We start from the raw sequence: 18296 nt of genomic DNA, 5'->3' as shown, positions 1-18296 counted from the left end.
GGCTTATTTTTCTGAGAGCATATAGCCTACACTACGCACCGTTTTGATCAAGTGCTCCGCATCTTTCAAGGCTTTGCGCAAGCGCAGCACATGCACATCGACGGTACGTTCTTCGATCACCACATGATCACCCCAGACCTTGTCGAGCAATTGACTGCGCGAAAACACGCGATCGGGATGTGCGAGGAAAAACTTCAGCAATTTGAATTCTGCATGGCCAATGTCGATTTTTTCATCGTTCATGCTGACACTGAAATTAACCGGATCCAGGCTGATATTCCCTGCTGTCATCAAGGTTTGCGAATGCTCTGGTGTCTTCCGACGTAGCAAAGCATTGATGCGTGCTGTCAGTTCGCGTGGTGAGAATGGTTTGGTAACGTAGTCATCCGCACCATTATCAAGGCCTGCAATCTTGTCCTCTTCCATGCTTTTTGCCGTCAGCATGATGATAGGCAGCTCATTGAACTGTCTATCCGCACGAATACGCGACAACAAGCGCAAGCCACTTTGGTCCGGCAACATCCAGTCGAGCAGAATCAATTGTGGCAAGCGGTGCTGAATGTAGTCCCACGCTTCGCCGGCAGTCTGAACGGCGGCGACATTCCAGCCAGCGCCTTTCAGAGTAAATGTCACCAGTTCGATAATCGGCGGTTCATCTTCAACAATCAAAATGGTAGGTTTTTCGGCAGCCATGGTCTTCAGTTAGTGGTGCGTTCGTCTAATTGCGTAGCAGCGTAATCAGTATGGCGAATATCCTTGCCTTCGACAATGTAGATCACGTATTCAGCAATGTTTTTTGCATGGTCACCGATGCGTTCAATCGCCTTGGCTACCCACAATGTATCCAGTGCGCCAGAAATGGTGCGTGGATCTTCCATCATGAAGGTAATCAGGGTACGCATGATGGAGCGGAATTCGTGATCAACTATTTCGTCTTGCGCAATCAATTTGATCGCTTGTTTACCGTCGAGACGCGCAAATGCATCCAAGGCATCGTGCAGCATATTACCTGCGCTGACCGCCATGACACGGATGGTTTCGTAATGGTTGATGGTCGTCACACCGCGCTCAGTAATGTTCTTTGCCGCGCGTGCAATTTTGGTCGCTTCGTCACCGACGCGTTCCAGATCGGTAATCACCTTGATCGTTGCCATCACTGTGCGCAAATCATTTGCAGCAGGTTGGCGCTTGACGATCAAATGACTGCAAGTATCGTCCAAGGACACTTCCAGACTATTGACGTTCTCATCTGCCTTGATGACTTGTTCTGCTTGCGCGATATTGCCGGTTCTAAAACACGAGATGGCGTCTTGAAACTGACTTTCAACAAGACCGCCCATGAGCAATACTTTGGAACGGATGGTCTCCAAGTCCATATCGTATTGCTTGGAAGAGTGTTCGCCTGGCATCAGGTTTCTCCTAAATGAATTCTGTTAGATGTTTGTATGTAGCGGGTTGTATACGGTGCTTGCGCAATAATTATTCTTATCAAATCAACCGAAACGACCAGTGATGTAATCCTGTGTATCTTTCTTGTTCGGGTTCATGAAGATCTGATCGGTCTCACCGAATTCAACCAATTCACCCAAATACATATACGCGGTGTAATCAGAGCAACGCGCCGCTTGTTGCATATTGTGCGTCACGATGGCGATGGTGTAATCACCTTTCAATTCGCTGATCAACTCTTCAATCTTGGCCGTCGAGATCGGATCCAGCGCCGAGGTTGGCTCATCTAGCAACAACACATCAGGTTTGACCGCAACACCGCGGGCGATACACAAACGCTGCTGCTGACCACCTGACAGGCTCAGGCCACTCTTGTTGAGCTTGTCTTTAACTTCAGTCCATAACGCTGCCTTGTTCAAAGCCCATTCGACGCGCTCATCCATCTCGCCTTTCGGCAGGTTTTCGTACAGACGCACGCCGAAGGCGATGTTGTCGTAGACCGACATCGGGAACGGAGTTGGCTTCTGGAACACCATACCGACCTTAGCGCGTAACATGTTCACGTCTTGTCCCGGCTCCAGGATGTTTTTGCCGTGGTACATGATCTTGCCTTCCGCACGTTGACCTGGGTACAGGTCATACATACGGTTGAAGGTACGCAGCAAGGTCGATTTACCACAGCCGGATGGGCCGATAAATGCCGTTACCTTTTTATCGTGAATATCCAGATTGATATTCTTCAGACCTTGAAAGGAGCCGTAGAAGAAATTCAGATTGGCGATTTCGAGTGTTTTTTTATTTGTCATGTCCACAGACGTTTGAGTAGTCATAGCGTTCGCTTGGATAAATTCAATTATGGATTTTTTGGTTGAACATCGAGCGCGACAAGATGTTCAGTGCAAGTACGCTGAAAGTAATCAGCAATGCACCGCCCCATGCCAGCGAGCGCCAGTTGTCATACGGGCTCATCGCGAACTGATAGATCACCACTGGCAAGTTGGCCATAGGCGCGTTCATGTTGGAGCTGTAGAACTGATTGTTCAAGGCAGTGAACAACAATGGTGCCGTTTCGCCGGAGATACGTGCTACTGCCAGCAAGACACCGGTAATCACACCAGCCTTGACCGCGCGCAAACGCACGAAGGTCGCAACACGCCAGCGCGGTGCACCGAGTGCGAATGCCGCTTCGCGCAAGCTGGTTGGTACCAGATTGAGCATATTGTCAGTCGTACGCACCACCACAGGAATCGCAATCAATGAAATCGCAAAGCTACCTGCCCAACCAGAAAAGTGTTTAACGTTCGCCACATAGATTGCGTAGATGAACAAGCCGATCACGATCGATGGTGCCGACAACATGATGTCGGTCACAAAGCGCGTGATCTTGGCAAACCAGCTGACTTCACCGTATTCAGCCAGATAGATGCCGGCCAGAATACCGATAGGTGTGCTGATGAAGACTGCAGCGCCCACCATCAGCAAGCTACCGACGATCGCATTCATCAAACCACCACCTTCGCTACCAGGTGCCGGTGTAGTTTGCGTAAAGATTGCCAGATTGATCGCGCCTATGCCTTTGGTCACCAGTGTGAACAAAATCCACATCAGGAAGAACAAGCCCAGCATCATTGCCAGGAACGACAGCGCGATACCGACGCGATGAATAAACAGGCGTTTTCTATAAACAGGGTTCATTGCTTCGGTTTTCATTTAGCACCTTCCTTGCGGGACATACCCATCAACATGATCTTCGCAGCCGACAGAACGAGGAAAGTAATCGCGAACAGAATCAAGCCGAGAGCAAACAGCGACGATACGTGCAAGGTTGTTTCAGCTTCTGCGAATTCATTCGCCAGCGTCGACGCGATACTGTTACCGGCGGAGAACAGCGACCATGAGAGTTTGTGTGCATTACCGATCACGAAGGTAATCGCCATCGTTTCACCCAGAGCACGACCCAAGCCGAGCATCACGCCGCCAACCACGCCGATACGTGTGTAAGGTAAGACCACCTTGCGTACGACTTCCCATTTGGTGCAACCAAGCGCATAGGCCGATTCTTTCAGAACCGGCGGTACGATTTCAAATACATCACGCATCACAGAAGCGATGAATGGAATGATCATGATCGCCAGGATGATGCCGGCAGCCAAAATACCAATGCCCATCATCGGGCCTTTGAACAATTGGCCGATGACTGGAATGTGGCCCAAGGTATTTGCCAATGCAGGCTGTATGTAATCCGAGAACAAAGGTGCAAATACGAACAAGCCCCACATACCGTAGATGATGCTAGGCACACCGGCCAGCAATTCAACTGCCGTACCCAGTGGCCGCTTCAACCATGCCGGGCAAATTTCAGTGAGGAATAAAGCGATGCCAAAGCTGATCGGGAAAGCGATCAACAAGGCGATGAAGGAGGTAACCAAAGTACCGACGATGGCAATTGCCGCACCATATTTATCGTTGACTGGATCCCACTCAACGCTGGTGATAAAGGGTAAACCGAATTCTTTAAATGCAGGCCAGGCACCGATCATCAATGATGCAATGATGCCGAGCAAAACGAACAAAACGCTCAACGCGAAGATGAACGTGATTTTATGAAATAGAAAGTCCTGTAGCCGCTGCTTACGCATCGTGGCCATCAGCGCTTTGCTGAATATACCGCCGTCACTATTGTCTTTATCAAGATTCATTGCGTGGGCAGGGATAGTATTAAAACTTGCGCTCATAATTATTTGGTTTTAAGCAGGACTGCCTCAGCGCATCTCGCGATGTGTGACTGAGACAGTCCTTAGTTAAATAGCGACTGAATCTACGATTAAATCAGCTCTTACCAAATAGCCTTGCCGGAAGCATCTTTAACATTTGCTTTCCAAGCGTCCTGAACCAATTTCACAACTGGTGCAGGCATTGCAACATAGTCCAGCTCGGAAGCCATTGAGCCGCCGTTTTTGTAGGACCAGTCAAAGAATTTCAAGACTTCTTTAGCGCGCTCAGCCGACGCTTGCGATTTGTGCAAGAGGATGAACGATGCGCCAGTGATAGGCCAGCTCGATTTACCAGTTTGGTTGGTCAGGATGACAGCCATGCCTGGGGTTTTTGCCCAGTCAGCGCCGGCAGCTGCTGCCTTGAAGGTTTCATCGTCAGGTTGCACGAATTGGCCATCACGGTTTTTCAACTGGGTGTGCGACATTTTGTTCTTTTTAGCGTATGCATATTCAACATAGCCGATCGAACCTTTGATACGTTGTACGTTAGCTGCAACGCCTTCGTTACCTTTGCCGCCTACGCCTGCTGGCCATTTAACTGCTGTACCCGAACCAACTTCTGTTTTGAAGTCTGCATTGGTTTTCGACAGGAAGTCGGTCCACAGGAATGTGGTGCCCGAGCCGTCTGAACGGTGAACAACGGTAATATCGGAATCTGTCAGTTTTGCACCTGGGTTCAATGCAGTAATACGTGCATCGTTCCATTTGGTGATTTTGCCGAGGTAGATGTTAGCCAATACTTCTGGCGTCATTTTCAGTTGACCTGGTGTGATACCGTCCAGATTAACGATAGGTACTACGCCGCCCATGATCGCTGGGAACTGGATCAAGCCTTCTGCTTCCAACTCTTCTTCTTTCAGCGGCATGTCAGATGCGCCGAAATCAACAGTTTTTGCCTTGATTTGCTTGATGCCGCCGCCGGAGCCGATGGATTGATAGTTCAAGCCATTGCCGGTTGCAGCTTTATAGGACTCAGCCCATTTCGAATAGATAGGGTAAGGGAATGTCGCACCAGCACCTGTAATATCAGCTGCTACTGCGGAAGAGAACGCCACTGCTGCACCTGCAGCTACCACGGCGGTTTTGACAAATTGATTCAATCGCATATCTGCTCCTTAGGGTTAACTAAATAAGACAGTGCGAACTCTAGCGAACAATTATGACAGCTTTATGACTTCTAAAAAATCATGTCATAAACTTGATTTTGAGCAAAAAACCCTGTCATTAAGTTGTCATAATGGGTCACTACACTCGGCGAGGTTACCAATGGCCAAAGTAAAGAAAATGCATAAGAGAGTCGCGCCAGACATCATCACAGCACCTATCCCGTCACAAAGTGCCATATACCTGAACCGTGAATTGTCACAGTTGGCCTTTAATCGCCGTGTCCTGGCACAGGCAGAGAACCCTGCCGTACCTTTGCTGGAACGCCTTAAATACTTATGTATAGTCAGTAACAATCTGGATGAACTGTTTGAAGTACGCATCGCCAGCTTGCTTGCCAACAACCATTTAGATGGCGAATTCATCGAACCGCCAGCACTTTCCGCCGCCTTGGCCATCGCCGGCGCGGAATGTCATCAAATCGTCGAACGTCAGTATCGTGTCTTAAATGAGAGCGTTTTGCCGCAATTGGCAGAGCAAGGTATCCATTTATTACGTGACCAGGATCGCAATGAAGCACAACGTGCCTGGGTAAAAGCCTACTTTGACCGTGAAGTACGCCCGCTTCTGACGCCTATCGGACTGGATCCTGCGCATCCTTTCCCTCAAGTCGTTAACAAGAGTTTGAACTTCATTGTCGAACTGTCCGGCAAGGATGCATTTGGCCGCGGTACCGCGATTGCCATCCTGAAAGCGCCGCGTGTATTACCGCGCGTGATTCAATTACCACCAGAATTATCGAAGAACGGCGTTTCCTTCTGCCTCTTGTCTTCCATCATCCATGCGCATATCAGCGATCTATTCACCGGACGCGAAGTGCTGGCCTACTCACAATTCCGTGTGACACGTAATAGTGACCTGTGGGTGGATGAAGAAGAGGTCAAAAATCTGCGTCAAGCATTGCAAGGCGAATTACAAAGCCGCAACTTCGGTGTCGCCGTGCGTCTGGAAGTCGCCAAAAACTGCCCGCCGCATCTGTCGCAATTCCTGCTTGAACAGTTTTCCATCGATAAAAACCGCCTGTATGCCGTAGACGGTCCGGTCAACATGGTTCGTCTGTCCGAGTTGATTGATCTCGTGACCAAGCCGGAACTGCGCTTTCCGCCCTACTCGCCGATGTATCCGGCCAAACTGTCGAATACCGATTTGTTTGCCGTCATCAGCAAGCACGACGTCTTGTTGCATCATCCATTTCAATCCTTCCAACCTGTGCTCGACTTCATACGCAGCGCGGCGCAGGACCCGGATGTAGTCGCGATCAAGCAAACGATTTACCGCACCGGCATGAATTCCGACTTGATGGAATCGCTGATCACCGCAGCACAGCGCGGCAAGGAAGTGACTGTCATTGTTGAGTTGATGGCGCGCTTTGACGAAGAAGCCAATATCAACTGGGCTGACAGGCTGGAACGCGCTGGCGCACAAGTCGTCTACGGTGTAGTTGGCTTGAAGACACATGCCAAACTGGCGCTCGTGATCCGCCGTGAAGGTGGCGCATTGCGCTATTACGCGCATCTAGGCACTGGCAACTACCACCCGAGCACGACCAAGTTCTACACCGACTTCGGCTTGCTGACGGCCAATCCAGCCATCGCTACTGAAGTCAATGAAGTCTTCATACATCTGACCAGCCTGACAAAACCAAAAACTCTGAACCATCTATGGCTGGCGCCTTTCGCCTTGCAAAAGGAATTCATCCGCGCCATACGCAATGAAGCAAAGATTGCCAAAGCCGGTCGCCCCGGCCGCATTATCGCCAAGATGAATGCCTTGCTGGATGAATCAGTGATACGCGCCTTGTACGCAGCCTCTGCTGACGGTGTAAAGATCGACCTGATCGTGCGCGGTGCCTGCGCATTGCGCCCTGGTGTTCCCGGTTTATCGGACAACATCCGCGTGCGCTCCATCGTCGGACGCTTTCTGGAACACAGCCGCATTTACTACTTCCGCAACGATCTGGCACACGATGTTTATCTGTCTAGCGCCGACTGGATGAACCGTAACCTGTTCCGACGCATAGAAGTTGCCTTTCCGATAATCGATCCAGCATTGAAAAAACGTGTGATCGAAGAAGGTTTGAATCCTTACCTCAAAGATAATCTCAACTCCTGGGAACTAGATTCCAACGGCATCTATCAAAAACGTAAGCCCCGCGGAAAATCTGGCGCATTCAGCGCGCAGCAACATTTGATGCAAGTCCTGGGTAATCCTGTGGAGTAAAAAAATGGAATTGATCTTGTGGCGTCATGCAGAAGCGGAGATGGGCGAACCCGATGAGGGCCGCGCATTGACGGCAAAAGGCCATAAGCAAGCGTGGAAGATGGCCGAATGGCTGGATCACAATCTGCCTAATAGCTGCAAAATTCTCGTCAGTCCGGCTACACGCACCGTACAAACAGCCGAAGCATTGGGGCGTAAATTCAAGATCGTTGACGATTTGTCGCCCGAATCAAACGTAGAAAAAATCCTGGCCGCAGCACACTGGCCAGATAGCCGCGAACCCGTCTTGATCATCGGCCATCAACCAACGTTGGGGCAAGTTGCCTCCACCTTGCTCACTGGCACAGCGCAAGACTGGACGATACGCAAAGGAAATGTCTGGTGGATAGTGCAACGTGAGCGCAGCGAGATCGCCGGCAATTATGTCCGTGCTGTGATGGCGCCGGACTTATTGGCAAAGTAATTAATCCTGCCCAAACAAACCGTAGGTATCCAGAATTGCGTAGGTAATCTCTGGATTTTTCTCAAGACATTTACGAATCGCTGCCGGAATCGATTGCTTGGTCTTCCGACAAAGTCCCGGGCGCTCTACCACTTCAATCTGCAAACCACGCACCGTCTTTACTTCATTCAAGCCTGGCGTAATGTTCAGTACGATGCCTAGCTGCGCGTACATACGCTCTTCCATATGCTTCAAATCCGCATAACTGGAAATAGCTTCAATCCGCTCGATGAGTTTCTTCTCTTGCAACTTCGTCAGTTGCAATATGCGTAAATCGCCGGCAGGATCATTCAATAAGTCATCCCGCGCACAGCTACAAGCGCCGGGCGGACATTCTTCTCGAATAACAAATGAAGGCGATTGCATATCAGGGATCACGCTATAAGTGAATTATCGTAAGGCGGCACAATCAAGTATCGCTACTGCAAGATCAGACTTTTTTGACAAATTCCGACTTCAAGCTCATTGCACCGAAACCATCGATTTTGCAGTCTATGTCATGATCGCTATCCACTAGACGGATATTCTTGACCTTGGTTCCCACTTTAACAACTCCAGCGGAACCCTTCAATTTCAAATCCTTGATCACAGTGACGGTATCGCCATCCTGCAACACATTCCCCGCAGCATCACGATAGACTTTGCTGCCATCTTCAACGGCTTCTGCAGTTGCATGCGCAGACCATTCATGCGCGCACTCTGGGCAAATATAAAGACCGCTGTCTTCATACGTGAATTCGGAGTTGCATTGTGGGCATGGAGGTAAAGCGCTCATGAGTAATCTTCCGGGTAAGGCAATGGCTGAAAAGAGCACAGTATACTGCGTGCCATCGTATACCTGCTTCTTTTTGAGGGAAGATGCAAACGACCAAATGCCGCAGCAACGCGAACACAAGACAGTCACCTCGTCGCAGAAAACATTACTGGCTTAAGCTGACTCGAAAAATGAGTTGAACGGAAAGAAAATTCCGCTCTGAAGGAATCGCTGGACAGGAAACTTCCCCTATCCAGCTTGGCTTATCGTCGTTGAGACTCCGCAGCCACACAAACAATCATCACGTCATAAGAAAACAACTCACTAAACGCATACACAATGTTTCACGCTAGAGACGACCTTGCCATAGGAATATGATCGGTCTTGCGTACAGGGTGCAAATGCGTCAAGAACTGCTGCGTCGCTGCACTCCACGAATAAACAAGCGCGTGTTCACGCACCACATTACGCTTGAGGTTCAATGCGTCAAAACAGGCGCGCGTTAAATCTTCATGCAGGATTCCTGATTTGCCATTGGCGACCACGTCTATCGGTCCTTCGACCGGATAGGCAGCCACCGGCACGCCACATGCCATCGCTTCGATCAAGACCAGGCCGAAGGTATCGGTGCGGCTAGGAAAAACGAATACATCAGCGCAACTGTAATAGGCAGGCAATGCTTCATGCGGTTTGGCGCCGAGAAAATGCACGTCAGGATATTTCTTTTCCAACTCCTCGCGCATAGGCCCATCGCCTATCACCCATTTCGCGCCTGGCAATTCCATCCGCAAGAATGCTTCAATATTTTTTTCGACCGAAATACGTCCGACATACAGATACAAGGGGCGCTCTAATGTCATTTCTTCACGCTGGCCCGGCTGGAAGTAATCCGTATCGACTCCGCGACTCCACTGCACTACGTTCTTGAAACCACTTTTCTCCAATGCATCCTGCATACGCGGTGTAGGCACCATCACAGCCTTGGCAGGACGATGAAACCACTTCAACCAGCGATACGTCAGTGCCAGCGGGAGATGAAAACGCGCACGCAAATATTCCGGAAAGCGCGTGTGATAAGCAGTAGTGAAATCCAGCCCGTGATTAATACAGTAACGTCGTGCCGCCAGACCCATCGGCCCTTCTGTCGCTATATGAATGCAGTCTGCATCGAAGTCATCCAACGCAGCAGCGACTTTGGCATAAGGTTTGTAGGCTAGACGGATTTCCGGATAAGTAGGACAGGAATAGCTGCGCATGTTCTCTGGCGTGATCATCAGTACCGCATGACCATTCGCACGCAACTGTTTGCGCGTTGCCTTTAACGTGTTGACGACACCATTGACTTGCGGCTCCCAAGCATCCGTTACGATGGCGATACGCATAATTCGTCTACCTTTTCATGTTGCGCTGATTGCTGTGGCATGACGATCTCTTGCCAAGTCACCAGACGTAATGCACCGGACATATCCTCTACCAATGCGGACAGACTTTCTACCCAGTCGCCATCGTTGCAATATGTGATGCCGTCAATTTCGCGGATTTCCGGCTTGTGAATGTGACCGCAGATCACACCATCCAGACCGCGCCGTTTGGCTTCTGCTGCCAAGGCATTTTCAAATGAAGAGATGTAACTGACGGCGTTCTTCACTTTTAGCTTCAAGTACTGCGACAGCGACCAATACGGCAAACCGGCACGGGCGCGCCAGGTGTTGAACCATTGATTGAATTTAAGGATGACCGTGTAGAGGTTGTCGCCCACATAGGCCAGCCATTTAGCACAAGCGATCACGCCGTCGAAACGATCGCCGTGCAATACCAGCATGCGCTTGCCTTGCGCGGTCGTATGCACCAGCTCATCGCGTATGCGTATGCCACCAAAATCAAGGTCGATGAATTGACGCACTGCTTCGTCATGATTGCCAGGAACAAAGATGACTTCCGTTCCCTTCTTGGCTTTTTTCAAGACGGTTTGCACCACGTCGTTATGTGACTGCTCCCAATACCAGCGACGCTTGAGTTGCCATCCATCGATGATGTCACCGACCAGATACAAGGTTTCCGATTCCGTTTTACGCAGAAACTCCAGCAGTCTCTGCGCCTGGCAACCGGTTGTTCCCAGATGAACATCTGAAATCCAGATAGCGCGAAACTTGTTCGACTCACGAACAGGCTCGCGCTTCGTACCAACTCCCGAGCCGATAAAATCAGTCGTCAAAAATTGGTCACGTGGTTTCATGCTGTCTTTCCCTCTTTCAGGTAGTGACGTGCATAACGGCTATCTAGTTTGGACAGTGGCAACAACATGAATAAATCGGCGCTATGGAAATCAGGATCCCAAGCCGGATTGCCGCAAACCCATGCGCCGCTGCGCAGGTAACCCTTGATCAGCGGTGGTACCACGGCAACATGGCCGGCTTCGCGCTCGGCAATAGGGAAAGGTAAATGTGGCGTAACACGGTATTCCGCCGGTGCCAGATTGTTTTCAGCCAGCGAGTGGTACAGCGCCGCTGCATTGTGGCCACCATCAGCCAGGCTAACGCTGGCGCAACCGATCAAGTATTCGCACTTCTCTTTTTTCATGAAGGCGGCCAGGCCAGCCCACAGCATCATGATGACGCCGCCGCTGCGGTAGTCCGGATGGATGCAGGCCCGTCCGGCTTCAGCAATGCTGTTGCGCAGATTGTTCAGGCGGCTCAGGTCAAACTCTTGTTCGGAATAGAACTGACCCATCTTGCGCGCAGCTTGCGGGCTCATGACGCGGTAGGTGCCTACCACTTTCAGTGTTTCTGCATCGCGCACGATCAGGTGATCGCAATACGCGTCAAATTCATCCTTATCGAGTCTCTCTTCGTTCTTCAGTGAAGACAGTCCCATAGACTCGATAAAAACCTTGTAACGCAAACGCTGTACTTCACGTACTTCTTTCTGCGTGCTGGCAAGGCTCAGCGTCAGCTTGGGAGAAGCAAGATTGGTATCGGCAGAAGCATTCAGTAATCGCATGTGTCGTCCTTTGTATTGTGACGAACGAAGCGTAACTGTTGATTACTTCAAGAAAATGACAGGATCATGTCAGTTTCATGACACGACAACACTATGAAAAACCGGCGCATTGCGCCGGCTTGAACTTGCCTTGAAACAACAGGCAACAAGATTTCTACGAAGAACAGAAAGTCTTACTTGGATTTCTTTGGACGACCTGCTTTGAGCGGCGACAATGCAGTGATCACTGCATTGAGTTTTGTCATATCCATGTCTTTGATCAAAGCAACGCCTGCACGCAGCAATTCGCTTTTCTTGACCGCCACACCAGCTTTCAGGAAAGCTTTCTTCACGTCACTTAAGACCTGATATTCGATTTCCGGCATCGTGAAGCTATCGCGTACCAGTTTGGCTTTTTTGCCTTTTAGCTCTGGCGCAGGTTTCGCAACTGCTTGCACTACTGGTTTTGCCGCTGGCTTGACTGCCTTGGCAACAGGCTTGGTTGCTGCCGGTTTGGTGACCGCTGGTTTCGCTGTAACTTTTTTCGCTGGCGCTTTAGCCTTTACTGCTGGTTTAGTAGCTACAGTTTTTTTAGCTGCCGGCTTCTTGGCTGCTGCAAGCGACTTCTTCACGGCTTTGGTAGCTGCGGCCTTAGGCTTGGCAACGCTTGCTGTTGTTTTTTTAGCCGCTGTTTTAGCTGGTGTTTTTTTTGCCGCGACTTTTTTTGTCGGCGCTACTGCTTTTTTTGCTGGTACAGCTACGGTGGCGGCTGGCTTTACTTCCACCTTTACTTCTGTTTCGTTCGACACAGGCTTCTCCTTAATAATAAATAGTATAAATAATATATATAGTTTATCTATTTTTTGCAAGAAAAAAGGCAAAACCCCAATGTAACGCTCGCAAACAGAACTTTCAATATGCTGCACTGCCGCGATAAAAATTCATCAAGAGGTCACAATCCAATAACAAAATTACGGTCAAATACGATAACTACATTCCACTCATGACCCTCCTCCGGTTCTTCTCGATCGCCTCAGCTGCTTTTTTGATGTCCACTTCTGTCTACGCAGCAGATGATGCCAACACGATCGTAATCGGACAGGCGATAGACTTGTCCAGTCCGAATGCCTCTATCGGTCGCGACTACGTCGCCGGCATCAAAACCTATTTTGATGCGTTAAATGCGGCTGGCGGCATCAATGGCAAGCGGATTCGTTACGTCGTACGAGACGATCAAGCCGTGCCTGCGGTCGCCGTCAAAGTAGTCAATGAGTTGATTGAGCGCGACCAAATCGATTATTTGCTGGGCGGCGTCGGCGACAACGTTGCACAAGCTGTGCTGAATGCGCCGTCCTTCAAACGCAGCAATCTGATTTTATTTGCACCATTGGTCGATGCCATCGAGTTGAACAGCAACCGCGTGCTGTTCTGGCGGCCAAGTTATCTGCAGGAAGTACGCCACATCTTTTCGCACTTCAGCCAACTCGGCATGACGGATGTCGGCATCGTTTACCAGGATGTGCCATCAGCTCAGCAGGCATTTCGCAACCTGTCGACAGAGTTGCGCGGACGTGGATTGAAATTGACCGGTTCCGCAAAAATTGGAAATAACGAGAAGCAGAACGCGCAGGAAGCCACCCAGCTCGCCGCGACCAAGCCCGGCTTCGTTATTGTGATTGCCGACACGATCAGTACGGCATTGTTTTTAAAGGAATTCCGTAAATATGCAGCGCAGACTTTTGTGGCCGGCACTTCGCTGATCAATCTGGAAACGTTGCGTGAATTGGCCGGTCCACGTGCTGTGGAATGGACGGTTTTTTCACAAGTCGTGCCCAATCCGAATACGGGCAAGTCATCTATTCAACTGGAACATTTGAACATGATGAAGAAATACCGCGACGAACCACCTTCATCGCTGACCTTAGAAGGATTTACCGTCGCCAAAGCCTTGGCAAAGGCAATTCAGCGATCCAAGCGCTCTTCGCGCACAGCCTTGCAGGAATTGATGAGCCAGGATACCAATATCGATCTGGGCGGTTTATCGATTAATGCATCGCCTAGCAGCAATCATTTGTCGAATTATCTCGATATCGCACTCTTCAAAAAGAGCGGTCTGGTCTTCTAGATACAGCCATTGCGGCTTTAGTCGAATAAAGAATTAGACGTATTTACTTGTAATGCTCTGTGCCAAAAATTCAGGCGCAGAGCATTTTCTACATTAGCGCGTCAATACAGTCACGACGCAAGCGCCACCAAGTCCAAGATTGTGCTGCACCCCGACCTTGGCATCCTGCACTTGTCGCTCTCCAGCCGTGCCGCGTAAATGCCAGACGATTTCCGAAATCTGCGCCAATCCTGTTGCGCCCAGTGGATGTCCCTTGGACAACAAGCCGCCAGAAGGATTGGTGACGATCTTTCCGCCGTAGGTGTTATCGCCATCCATGACGAATTTTTCGGAACCACCTTCTGGACACAAACCCAAGCCTTCGTAGCAGACCACTTCGTTGGGCGAGAAGCAATCATGCAATTCGACCACATCAATGTCCGAGGTATCGATGCCAGCTTCGGTGTAGGCCTTGTTGGCCGCCAGACGAGTCAGATCAATGCCGACGACCTTCAGCATGCTGGATTCAAAAGTGGTCGGACTGTCGGTTGTTAATGCCATCCCAGCGATCTGAACAGTATCCTTGATGCCATTTTCACGTGCGAACTTCTCCGACACCACCACCACTGCAGCCGCGCCACATGTGGGCGGGCAGCACATCAAACGCGTCAAAGGACCAAAAATCTTCGGTGATTCCATGACTTGATCAAGCGTAAGCGGCTCAGTGAAAAGCGCATAAGGATTACGCAATGCATGGCTACGCGCCTTGACCGATACGCGGCCAAACAGATCTGCGCCGACGTTGTACTTTTCCATGTACTCGGCACCGGCACCGCCAAAATATTGTGGACCTTGCGGAGCATTGTCATCCCATCCGCGTATATTCCGCGTGGCTTGATCAATACGTGCCGTGATCGGCGTGCGGCCCGAGTTATCAGCAACCAACGCACCTGGATTCATCTGTTCGAAACCCAGTGCCAACGCCACATCCACCACTCCGCTCATCACCGCCTGACGTGCCAGAAACAATGCGGAAGAACCCGTCGCACAAGCATTGTTGACGTTAATGATCGGGATTTGCGTCATACCTACCCCATACAGCGCATTCTGACCTGAACAGGTATCACCACCGACGAAACCGACATAGGCTTGCTGAACTTTCTCATATGGAATACCGGCATCTTCCAGCGCGCTACGTGTAGCCTTTGCCCCCATAACATCGTACTGTTCGCTCTTTCCTGGTTTGGTGAATTTCACCATGCCGACGCCGGCAATCAATACTTTATTACTCATGTCTGTTCTCTCTCAAAAAAACCGGGGTGATGGATAAGGCCAATACCTCCCGGACATAATTCACTTACTTGGCAAAATCCATGACCGTCAGCGACGGCTCCTTATGGAACAACTGCGCTTCACCAGCCGCAAGTGCACGGGCATCCAAAGGTTTACCGTAAGCCACGCCTCGTAATCCTTCGGCTGCGACCAGTTTCACTTCCTTGACGCTTTGACCGGAAGCAAACAGACATTGTCCGGTACGTTTGCCAGACAATTCACTGACCATGTACAGCACTACTTCAGCAACATGCTCCGGCGCCAATTGTTCGCGCAGTTCTTCCGACATGACCGACGCAGTCAATGCTGACGCAGCGGCCGGCGCAAGTGTCCAGACACGGATGCCCGATTTAGCACCTTCAAGAGCCAGCACGTTAGAAAAGCCCCAGACACCCGCTTTGGATGCGGCGTAATTACTTTGTCCGAAATTGCCAACAATGCCGGAAACCGAAGTGGTGTTGACGATCACACCGCCGCGTCCTGCATCTTTCATTGCCGCAAAAATCGGTTTGGTAACGGTATACATACTGCGGAGATTGACCTTGAGAACCAGATCCCAGTCCTGCTCTTCCTGCTTCAACAAGGTCTTGTCGCGCAAAATTCCAGCGTTGTTGATTAGAATATCCACGCCGCCGAAGTTGTCCTGCGCCGCTTTCAGCAGGCTGTTGCCGCCTTCAATCGTGGCAATGTCTTGCGTATTGGCGACTGCTCGGCCGCCATCTTTGCGTATCGATGCAGCAACTGCCTCTGCAGTAAAGCTGCCATCCTCATTCTTGCCGATGTCGTTAACGATGATCGCAGCGCCTTCCTTGGCCAGCAATCGTGCGTAAGCCTCTCCCAGACCGCGGCCGGCACCGGTAATAACTGCTATTTTTCCTTCGAGTAAAGCCATGTATTCCTCCCTGAATGTGCGTACCCGTAGGTGCAATGTCGAAATGAAATGTGATTCATGAATCCGGAATTTAATAATAACTAACTAATAGTCAGTTATTGCAATTTGAATGATAGCAAACAAACTGATAAATCAACAGTTTTTAATCTAAATCGAAAATCTAACAGGTAAATCGCGAGCAGGAATGGCTCTCATCACAAGAGATATCGTTGACAAAATAGGCCTCAGAGAAAGCTCGTTTGTGTTTCCAATTTATGAAGAAACAAGCGAGGGAGCGCGAAACGATCGCCATAGCATCGCATCAGCTCGGCGGCGCGCGCGGCGAATGCATGTATGTCGTAGGTATTGATGACTTGAAGATAACCGCCGGTCCAGGATGGTGCCCCGGCAGCCAACACTGTCGCGACATTAACATCGGCAACGGATCCCAAGCGTCCCTGCTCCAAGTAGCGCACAGACTCAATGACTTGCCGGAACAGCAGTCGGTCTCGAATATCGTCTTCGATTTGCGAGCTAGTCAAGGGCATCGCATAACCTGATGCCAACACAGGGCTAGCCACTGCCATACCCAGCCTCCACGCTTGCCGGTCAATCATGTCGGCAGCGATATCCTCTTGAAGAAGCCGTTGCCGCTCATCGTCATACGCTGCAATAACGCCGGCAACAAAACCTCGGTCATGAGCTTTGGTAACGATGGCAATCAAGCCGATGCGATGCAAGAAAGCTATTAATAGGGACAGCCTTGTTCTCGTATCGTCCAGCCTCAGAACAAGCTCGACCAAGGTGATGCTCGATCCAGCCATGTACAAAGAAGCTCTTAATATTGTGAAGTCTGTATCCTCACTCACCACTCTTGCGTCATTGATACAAACGTAGACACCATGTCCCGCAAGGATGTAATGCTGTGATCTGCGCACACTATCCGAGTCCACATAAAAATCAAAAATAAGATCGCACGCGGATTTCTGCTTCGCTTGTTCTTCCGACTCAACAACTTCAATCATGTCGCTCAAGGCGAATTCAGACACGCCCTTGGCATGAGACGAAGCCATCTCCAACAGACATGCTTTTTCATCGACGCTGCCGCAAATGACATGTATGCCTTTTGCCAATGCCGCTATACCAAGCGCCTGTGCTGCCGTGCTGTTTTCTCCGACCAACCCGACGATACCGATACGTTTAGTCTGTGTTCTGGCTGTCTCACCTAGTTGCCGCATCGCGCGACGCACCAAGTTCATTTGATAAAACCTGGTCGTCATGATGTTTTTTGCCTGAGGTGACAGCGTCAATTCTGCTGCAACCTTACCTTCCAGTTCCAATGCTGCATTCAGCGGCAATTTTGTGGACCGCCCTGCTAAATCGATCAGGCATTCGGGTGCCGGTAACAAACCACGTGTTGCCGCGCGTGCTTGCTGCATGCATAGCGCAAGAAACTCGGCTACGGCTGGCGTTGTCGCATCGCCACCGGGAACTGTATAACCATCTAGCTGCCAAGGCTGGTACGCAATGGCATGATCAGACAATATCCATGCTTTCGCTTGCAGTAGCAGGTCTTCTGCCTTGTTCACACATTGATCTACTAAACCAAGTTTCAAGGCATGCTGTGGGAGATGAAGTTTACCCTCCAACAACAAAGGAAGCGCCTTCTGCAATCCTAACAATCTCACCAGTCTTACCGTACCACCACCTCCCGGCAGCAATCCCAGCGTTATCTCTGGCAAACCAACGACTGCCTTGGGCACATCCAGCACGATACGACGATTGCAGACCAGACATATTTCAAAACCACCACCCAAGGCTGCACCGTTGATCGCAGCCACAACTGGCACTGGTAGCAACTCCAGTCGCCGTAGTTGCGCCTTCGTCGTTAGTAGACGTTCATAAAATGATGCGTACTCCTCCGGTCGGATATTCATCATGTCTTTGATGTCACCTCCGGCAAAAAAGGTCTTCTTGCCCGATGCCAGTACCACGCCGCGCAAGTCAGACTCTTGTTCCAGCCTTACTAACGTCTGCTCCATCGCTGCCAGATATTCAGCGTTCATTGCATTGACCGGTCCCGCCATGTCCATGATGACGGTGACTATGCCATCGTCGTCTTTTTCGTAACGGAAAACGTTCATGTC

The 18296-nt window shown here is 50.3% G+C and carries 18 protein-coding genes; 3 read left to right on the top strand and 15 right to left on the bottom strand.

All coding sequences use genetic code 11. The features are described 5' to 3' along the window. Positions 1-3 precede the first annotated feature (3 nt). From phoB to pstS, 6 genes are all read right to left on the bottom strand, one after another. Positions 4-693 carry a phosphate regulon transcriptional regulator PhoB gene (gene phoB / locus BQ6873_RS00410; RefSeq protein WP_076590881.1) on the bottom strand — a complete coding sequence of 230 codons (690 nt, stop codon included), beginning with the start codon at positions 691-693 and terminating at the stop codon, positions 4-6. Positions 694-698: 5 nt separating this feature from the next. Further along, positions 699-1409 carry a phosphate signaling complex protein PhoU gene (phoU, locus tag BQ6873_RS00405; protein ID WP_076590880.1) on the bottom strand — a complete coding sequence of 237 codons (711 nt, stop codon included), beginning with the start codon at positions 1407-1409 and terminating at the stop codon, positions 699-701. 84 nt (positions 1410-1493) lie between these two features. Then, positions 1494-2279: a phosphate ABC transporter ATP-binding protein PstB gene (gene pstB, locus BQ6873_RS00400; protein ID WP_076590879.1), complete on the bottom strand. Its 786-nt coding sequence runs from the start codon at positions 2277-2279 to the stop codon at positions 1494-1496. A gap of 19 nt (positions 2280-2298) precedes the next feature. Next, positions 2299-3159, bottom strand: a complete 861-nt coding sequence (gene pstA / locus BQ6873_RS00395; RefSeq protein WP_076590878.1) for a phosphate ABC transporter permease PstA — start codon at positions 3157-3159, stop codon at positions 2299-2301. Beyond that, positions 3156-4148 (bottom strand): phosphate ABC transporter permease subunit PstC, encoded by a 993-nt coding sequence (pstC, locus tag BQ6873_RS00390; protein WP_173830610.1) that lies wholly within the window; start codon positions 4146-4148, stop codon positions 3156-3158. The genes pstA and pstC overlap by 4 nt, the downstream gene beginning before the upstream one ends. Before the next feature lie 137 nt (positions 4149-4285). Continuing rightward, complete coding sequence (gene pstS / locus BQ6873_RS00385) at positions 4286-5329, bottom strand: phosphate ABC transporter substrate-binding protein PstS (RefSeq protein WP_076590876.1); 1044 nt, start codon at positions 5327-5329, stop codon at positions 4286-4288. 178 nt (positions 5330-5507) lie between these two features. Here pstS and ppk1 point away from each other — a divergent pair, with 178 nt between their 5' ends. Then, entirely contained in the window at positions 5508-7607 is a 2100-nt protein-coding gene (gene ppk1, locus BQ6873_RS00380) for a polyphosphate kinase 1 (RefSeq protein ID WP_076593868.1), read from the top strand. A gap of 4 nt (positions 7608-7611) precedes the next feature. Continuing rightward, on the top strand, positions 7612-8070 hold the full coding sequence (gene sixA, locus BQ6873_RS00375; RefSeq protein ID WP_076590875.1) for a phosphohistidine phosphatase SixA: 459 nt from the start codon (positions 7612-7614) through the stop codon (positions 8068-8070). On the opposite strand, the gene BQ6873_RS00370 is transcribed toward sixA, so the two are convergent. The 6 genes from BQ6873_RS00370 to BQ6873_RS00345 all read right to left on the bottom strand — a co-directional run bounded on the left by BQ6873_RS00370 (position 8071) and on the right by BQ6873_RS00345 (position 12651). After that, positions 8071-8475 (bottom strand): hypothetical protein, encoded by a 405-nt coding sequence (locus BQ6873_RS00370; protein ID WP_076590874.1) that lies wholly within the window; start codon positions 8473-8475, stop codon positions 8071-8073. 64 nt (positions 8476-8539) lie between these two features. Continuing rightward, positions 8540-8884 (bottom strand): zinc ribbon domain-containing protein YjdM, encoded by a 345-nt coding sequence (locus BQ6873_RS00365; protein ID WP_076590873.1) that lies wholly within the window; start codon positions 8882-8884, stop codon positions 8540-8542. Positions 8885-9207: 323 nt separating this feature from the next. Beyond that, the gene (locus BQ6873_RS00360) at positions 9208-10245 is read right to left on the bottom strand and encodes a glycosyltransferase family 4 protein (RefSeq protein ID WP_076590872.1); all 1038 of its coding nucleotides are present in this window, start codon (positions 10243-10245) and stop codon (positions 9208-9210) included. Then, positions 10227-11099: a UDP-2,3-diacylglucosamine diphosphatase gene (locus BQ6873_RS00355; protein ID WP_076590871.1), complete on the bottom strand. Its 873-nt coding sequence runs from the start codon at positions 11097-11099 to the stop codon at positions 10227-10229. Before BQ6873_RS00355 ends, BQ6873_RS00360 begins: the two co-directional genes overlap by 19 nt. After that, positions 11096-11863, bottom strand: a complete 768-nt coding sequence (locus tag BQ6873_RS00350; protein ID WP_076590870.1) for a GNAT family N-acetyltransferase — start codon at positions 11861-11863, stop codon at positions 11096-11098. The genes BQ6873_RS00355 and BQ6873_RS00350 overlap by 4 nt, the downstream gene beginning before the upstream one ends. Positions 11864-12036: 173 nt before the next feature. Continuing rightward, positions 12037-12651 carry a hypothetical protein gene (locus BQ6873_RS00345; RefSeq protein WP_231949173.1) on the bottom strand — a complete coding sequence of 205 codons (615 nt, stop codon included), beginning with the start codon at positions 12649-12651 and terminating at the stop codon, positions 12037-12039. A 194-nt stretch (positions 12652-12845) separates the two neighbouring features. Here BQ6873_RS00345 and BQ6873_RS00340 point away from each other — a divergent pair, with 194 nt between their 5' ends. Then, the gene (locus tag BQ6873_RS00340) at positions 12846-13967 is read left to right on the top strand and encodes an ABC transporter substrate-binding protein (RefSeq protein WP_076590869.1); all 1122 of its coding nucleotides are present in this window, start codon (positions 12846-12848) and stop codon (positions 13965-13967) included. Positions 13968-14060: 93 nt separating this feature from the next. Here BQ6873_RS00340 and BQ6873_RS00335 read toward each other — a convergent pair whose 3' ends face one another. The 3 genes from BQ6873_RS00335 to BQ6873_RS00325 form a co-directional block, all read right to left on the bottom strand. Beyond that, positions 14061-15239: a lipid-transfer protein gene (locus BQ6873_RS00335; protein WP_076590868.1), complete on the bottom strand. Its 1179-nt coding sequence runs from the start codon at positions 15237-15239 to the stop codon at positions 14061-14063. Between the two features lie 64 nt (positions 15240-15303). Then, positions 15304-16170 carry an SDR family NAD(P)-dependent oxidoreductase gene (locus tag BQ6873_RS00330; protein WP_076590867.1) on the bottom strand — a complete coding sequence of 289 codons (867 nt, stop codon included), beginning with the start codon at positions 16168-16170 and terminating at the stop codon, positions 15304-15306. Positions 16171-16394: 224 nt separating this feature from the next. Next, positions 16395-18293, bottom strand: coding sequence for an enoyl-CoA hydratase-related protein (locus BQ6873_RS00325; protein WP_076590866.1), 1899 nt, complete (start codon positions 18291-18293; stop codon positions 16395-16397). Between the last annotated feature and the right edge of the window lie 3 nt (positions 18294-18296).

Source organism: Herminiimonas arsenitoxidans, assembly GCF_900130075.1.
Lineage (GTDB): Bacteria > Pseudomonadota > Gammaproteobacteria > Burkholderiales > Burkholderiaceae_D > Oxalicibacterium > Oxalicibacterium arsenitoxidans.
This window is presented reverse-complemented; position numbering and strand designations above follow the sequence as displayed.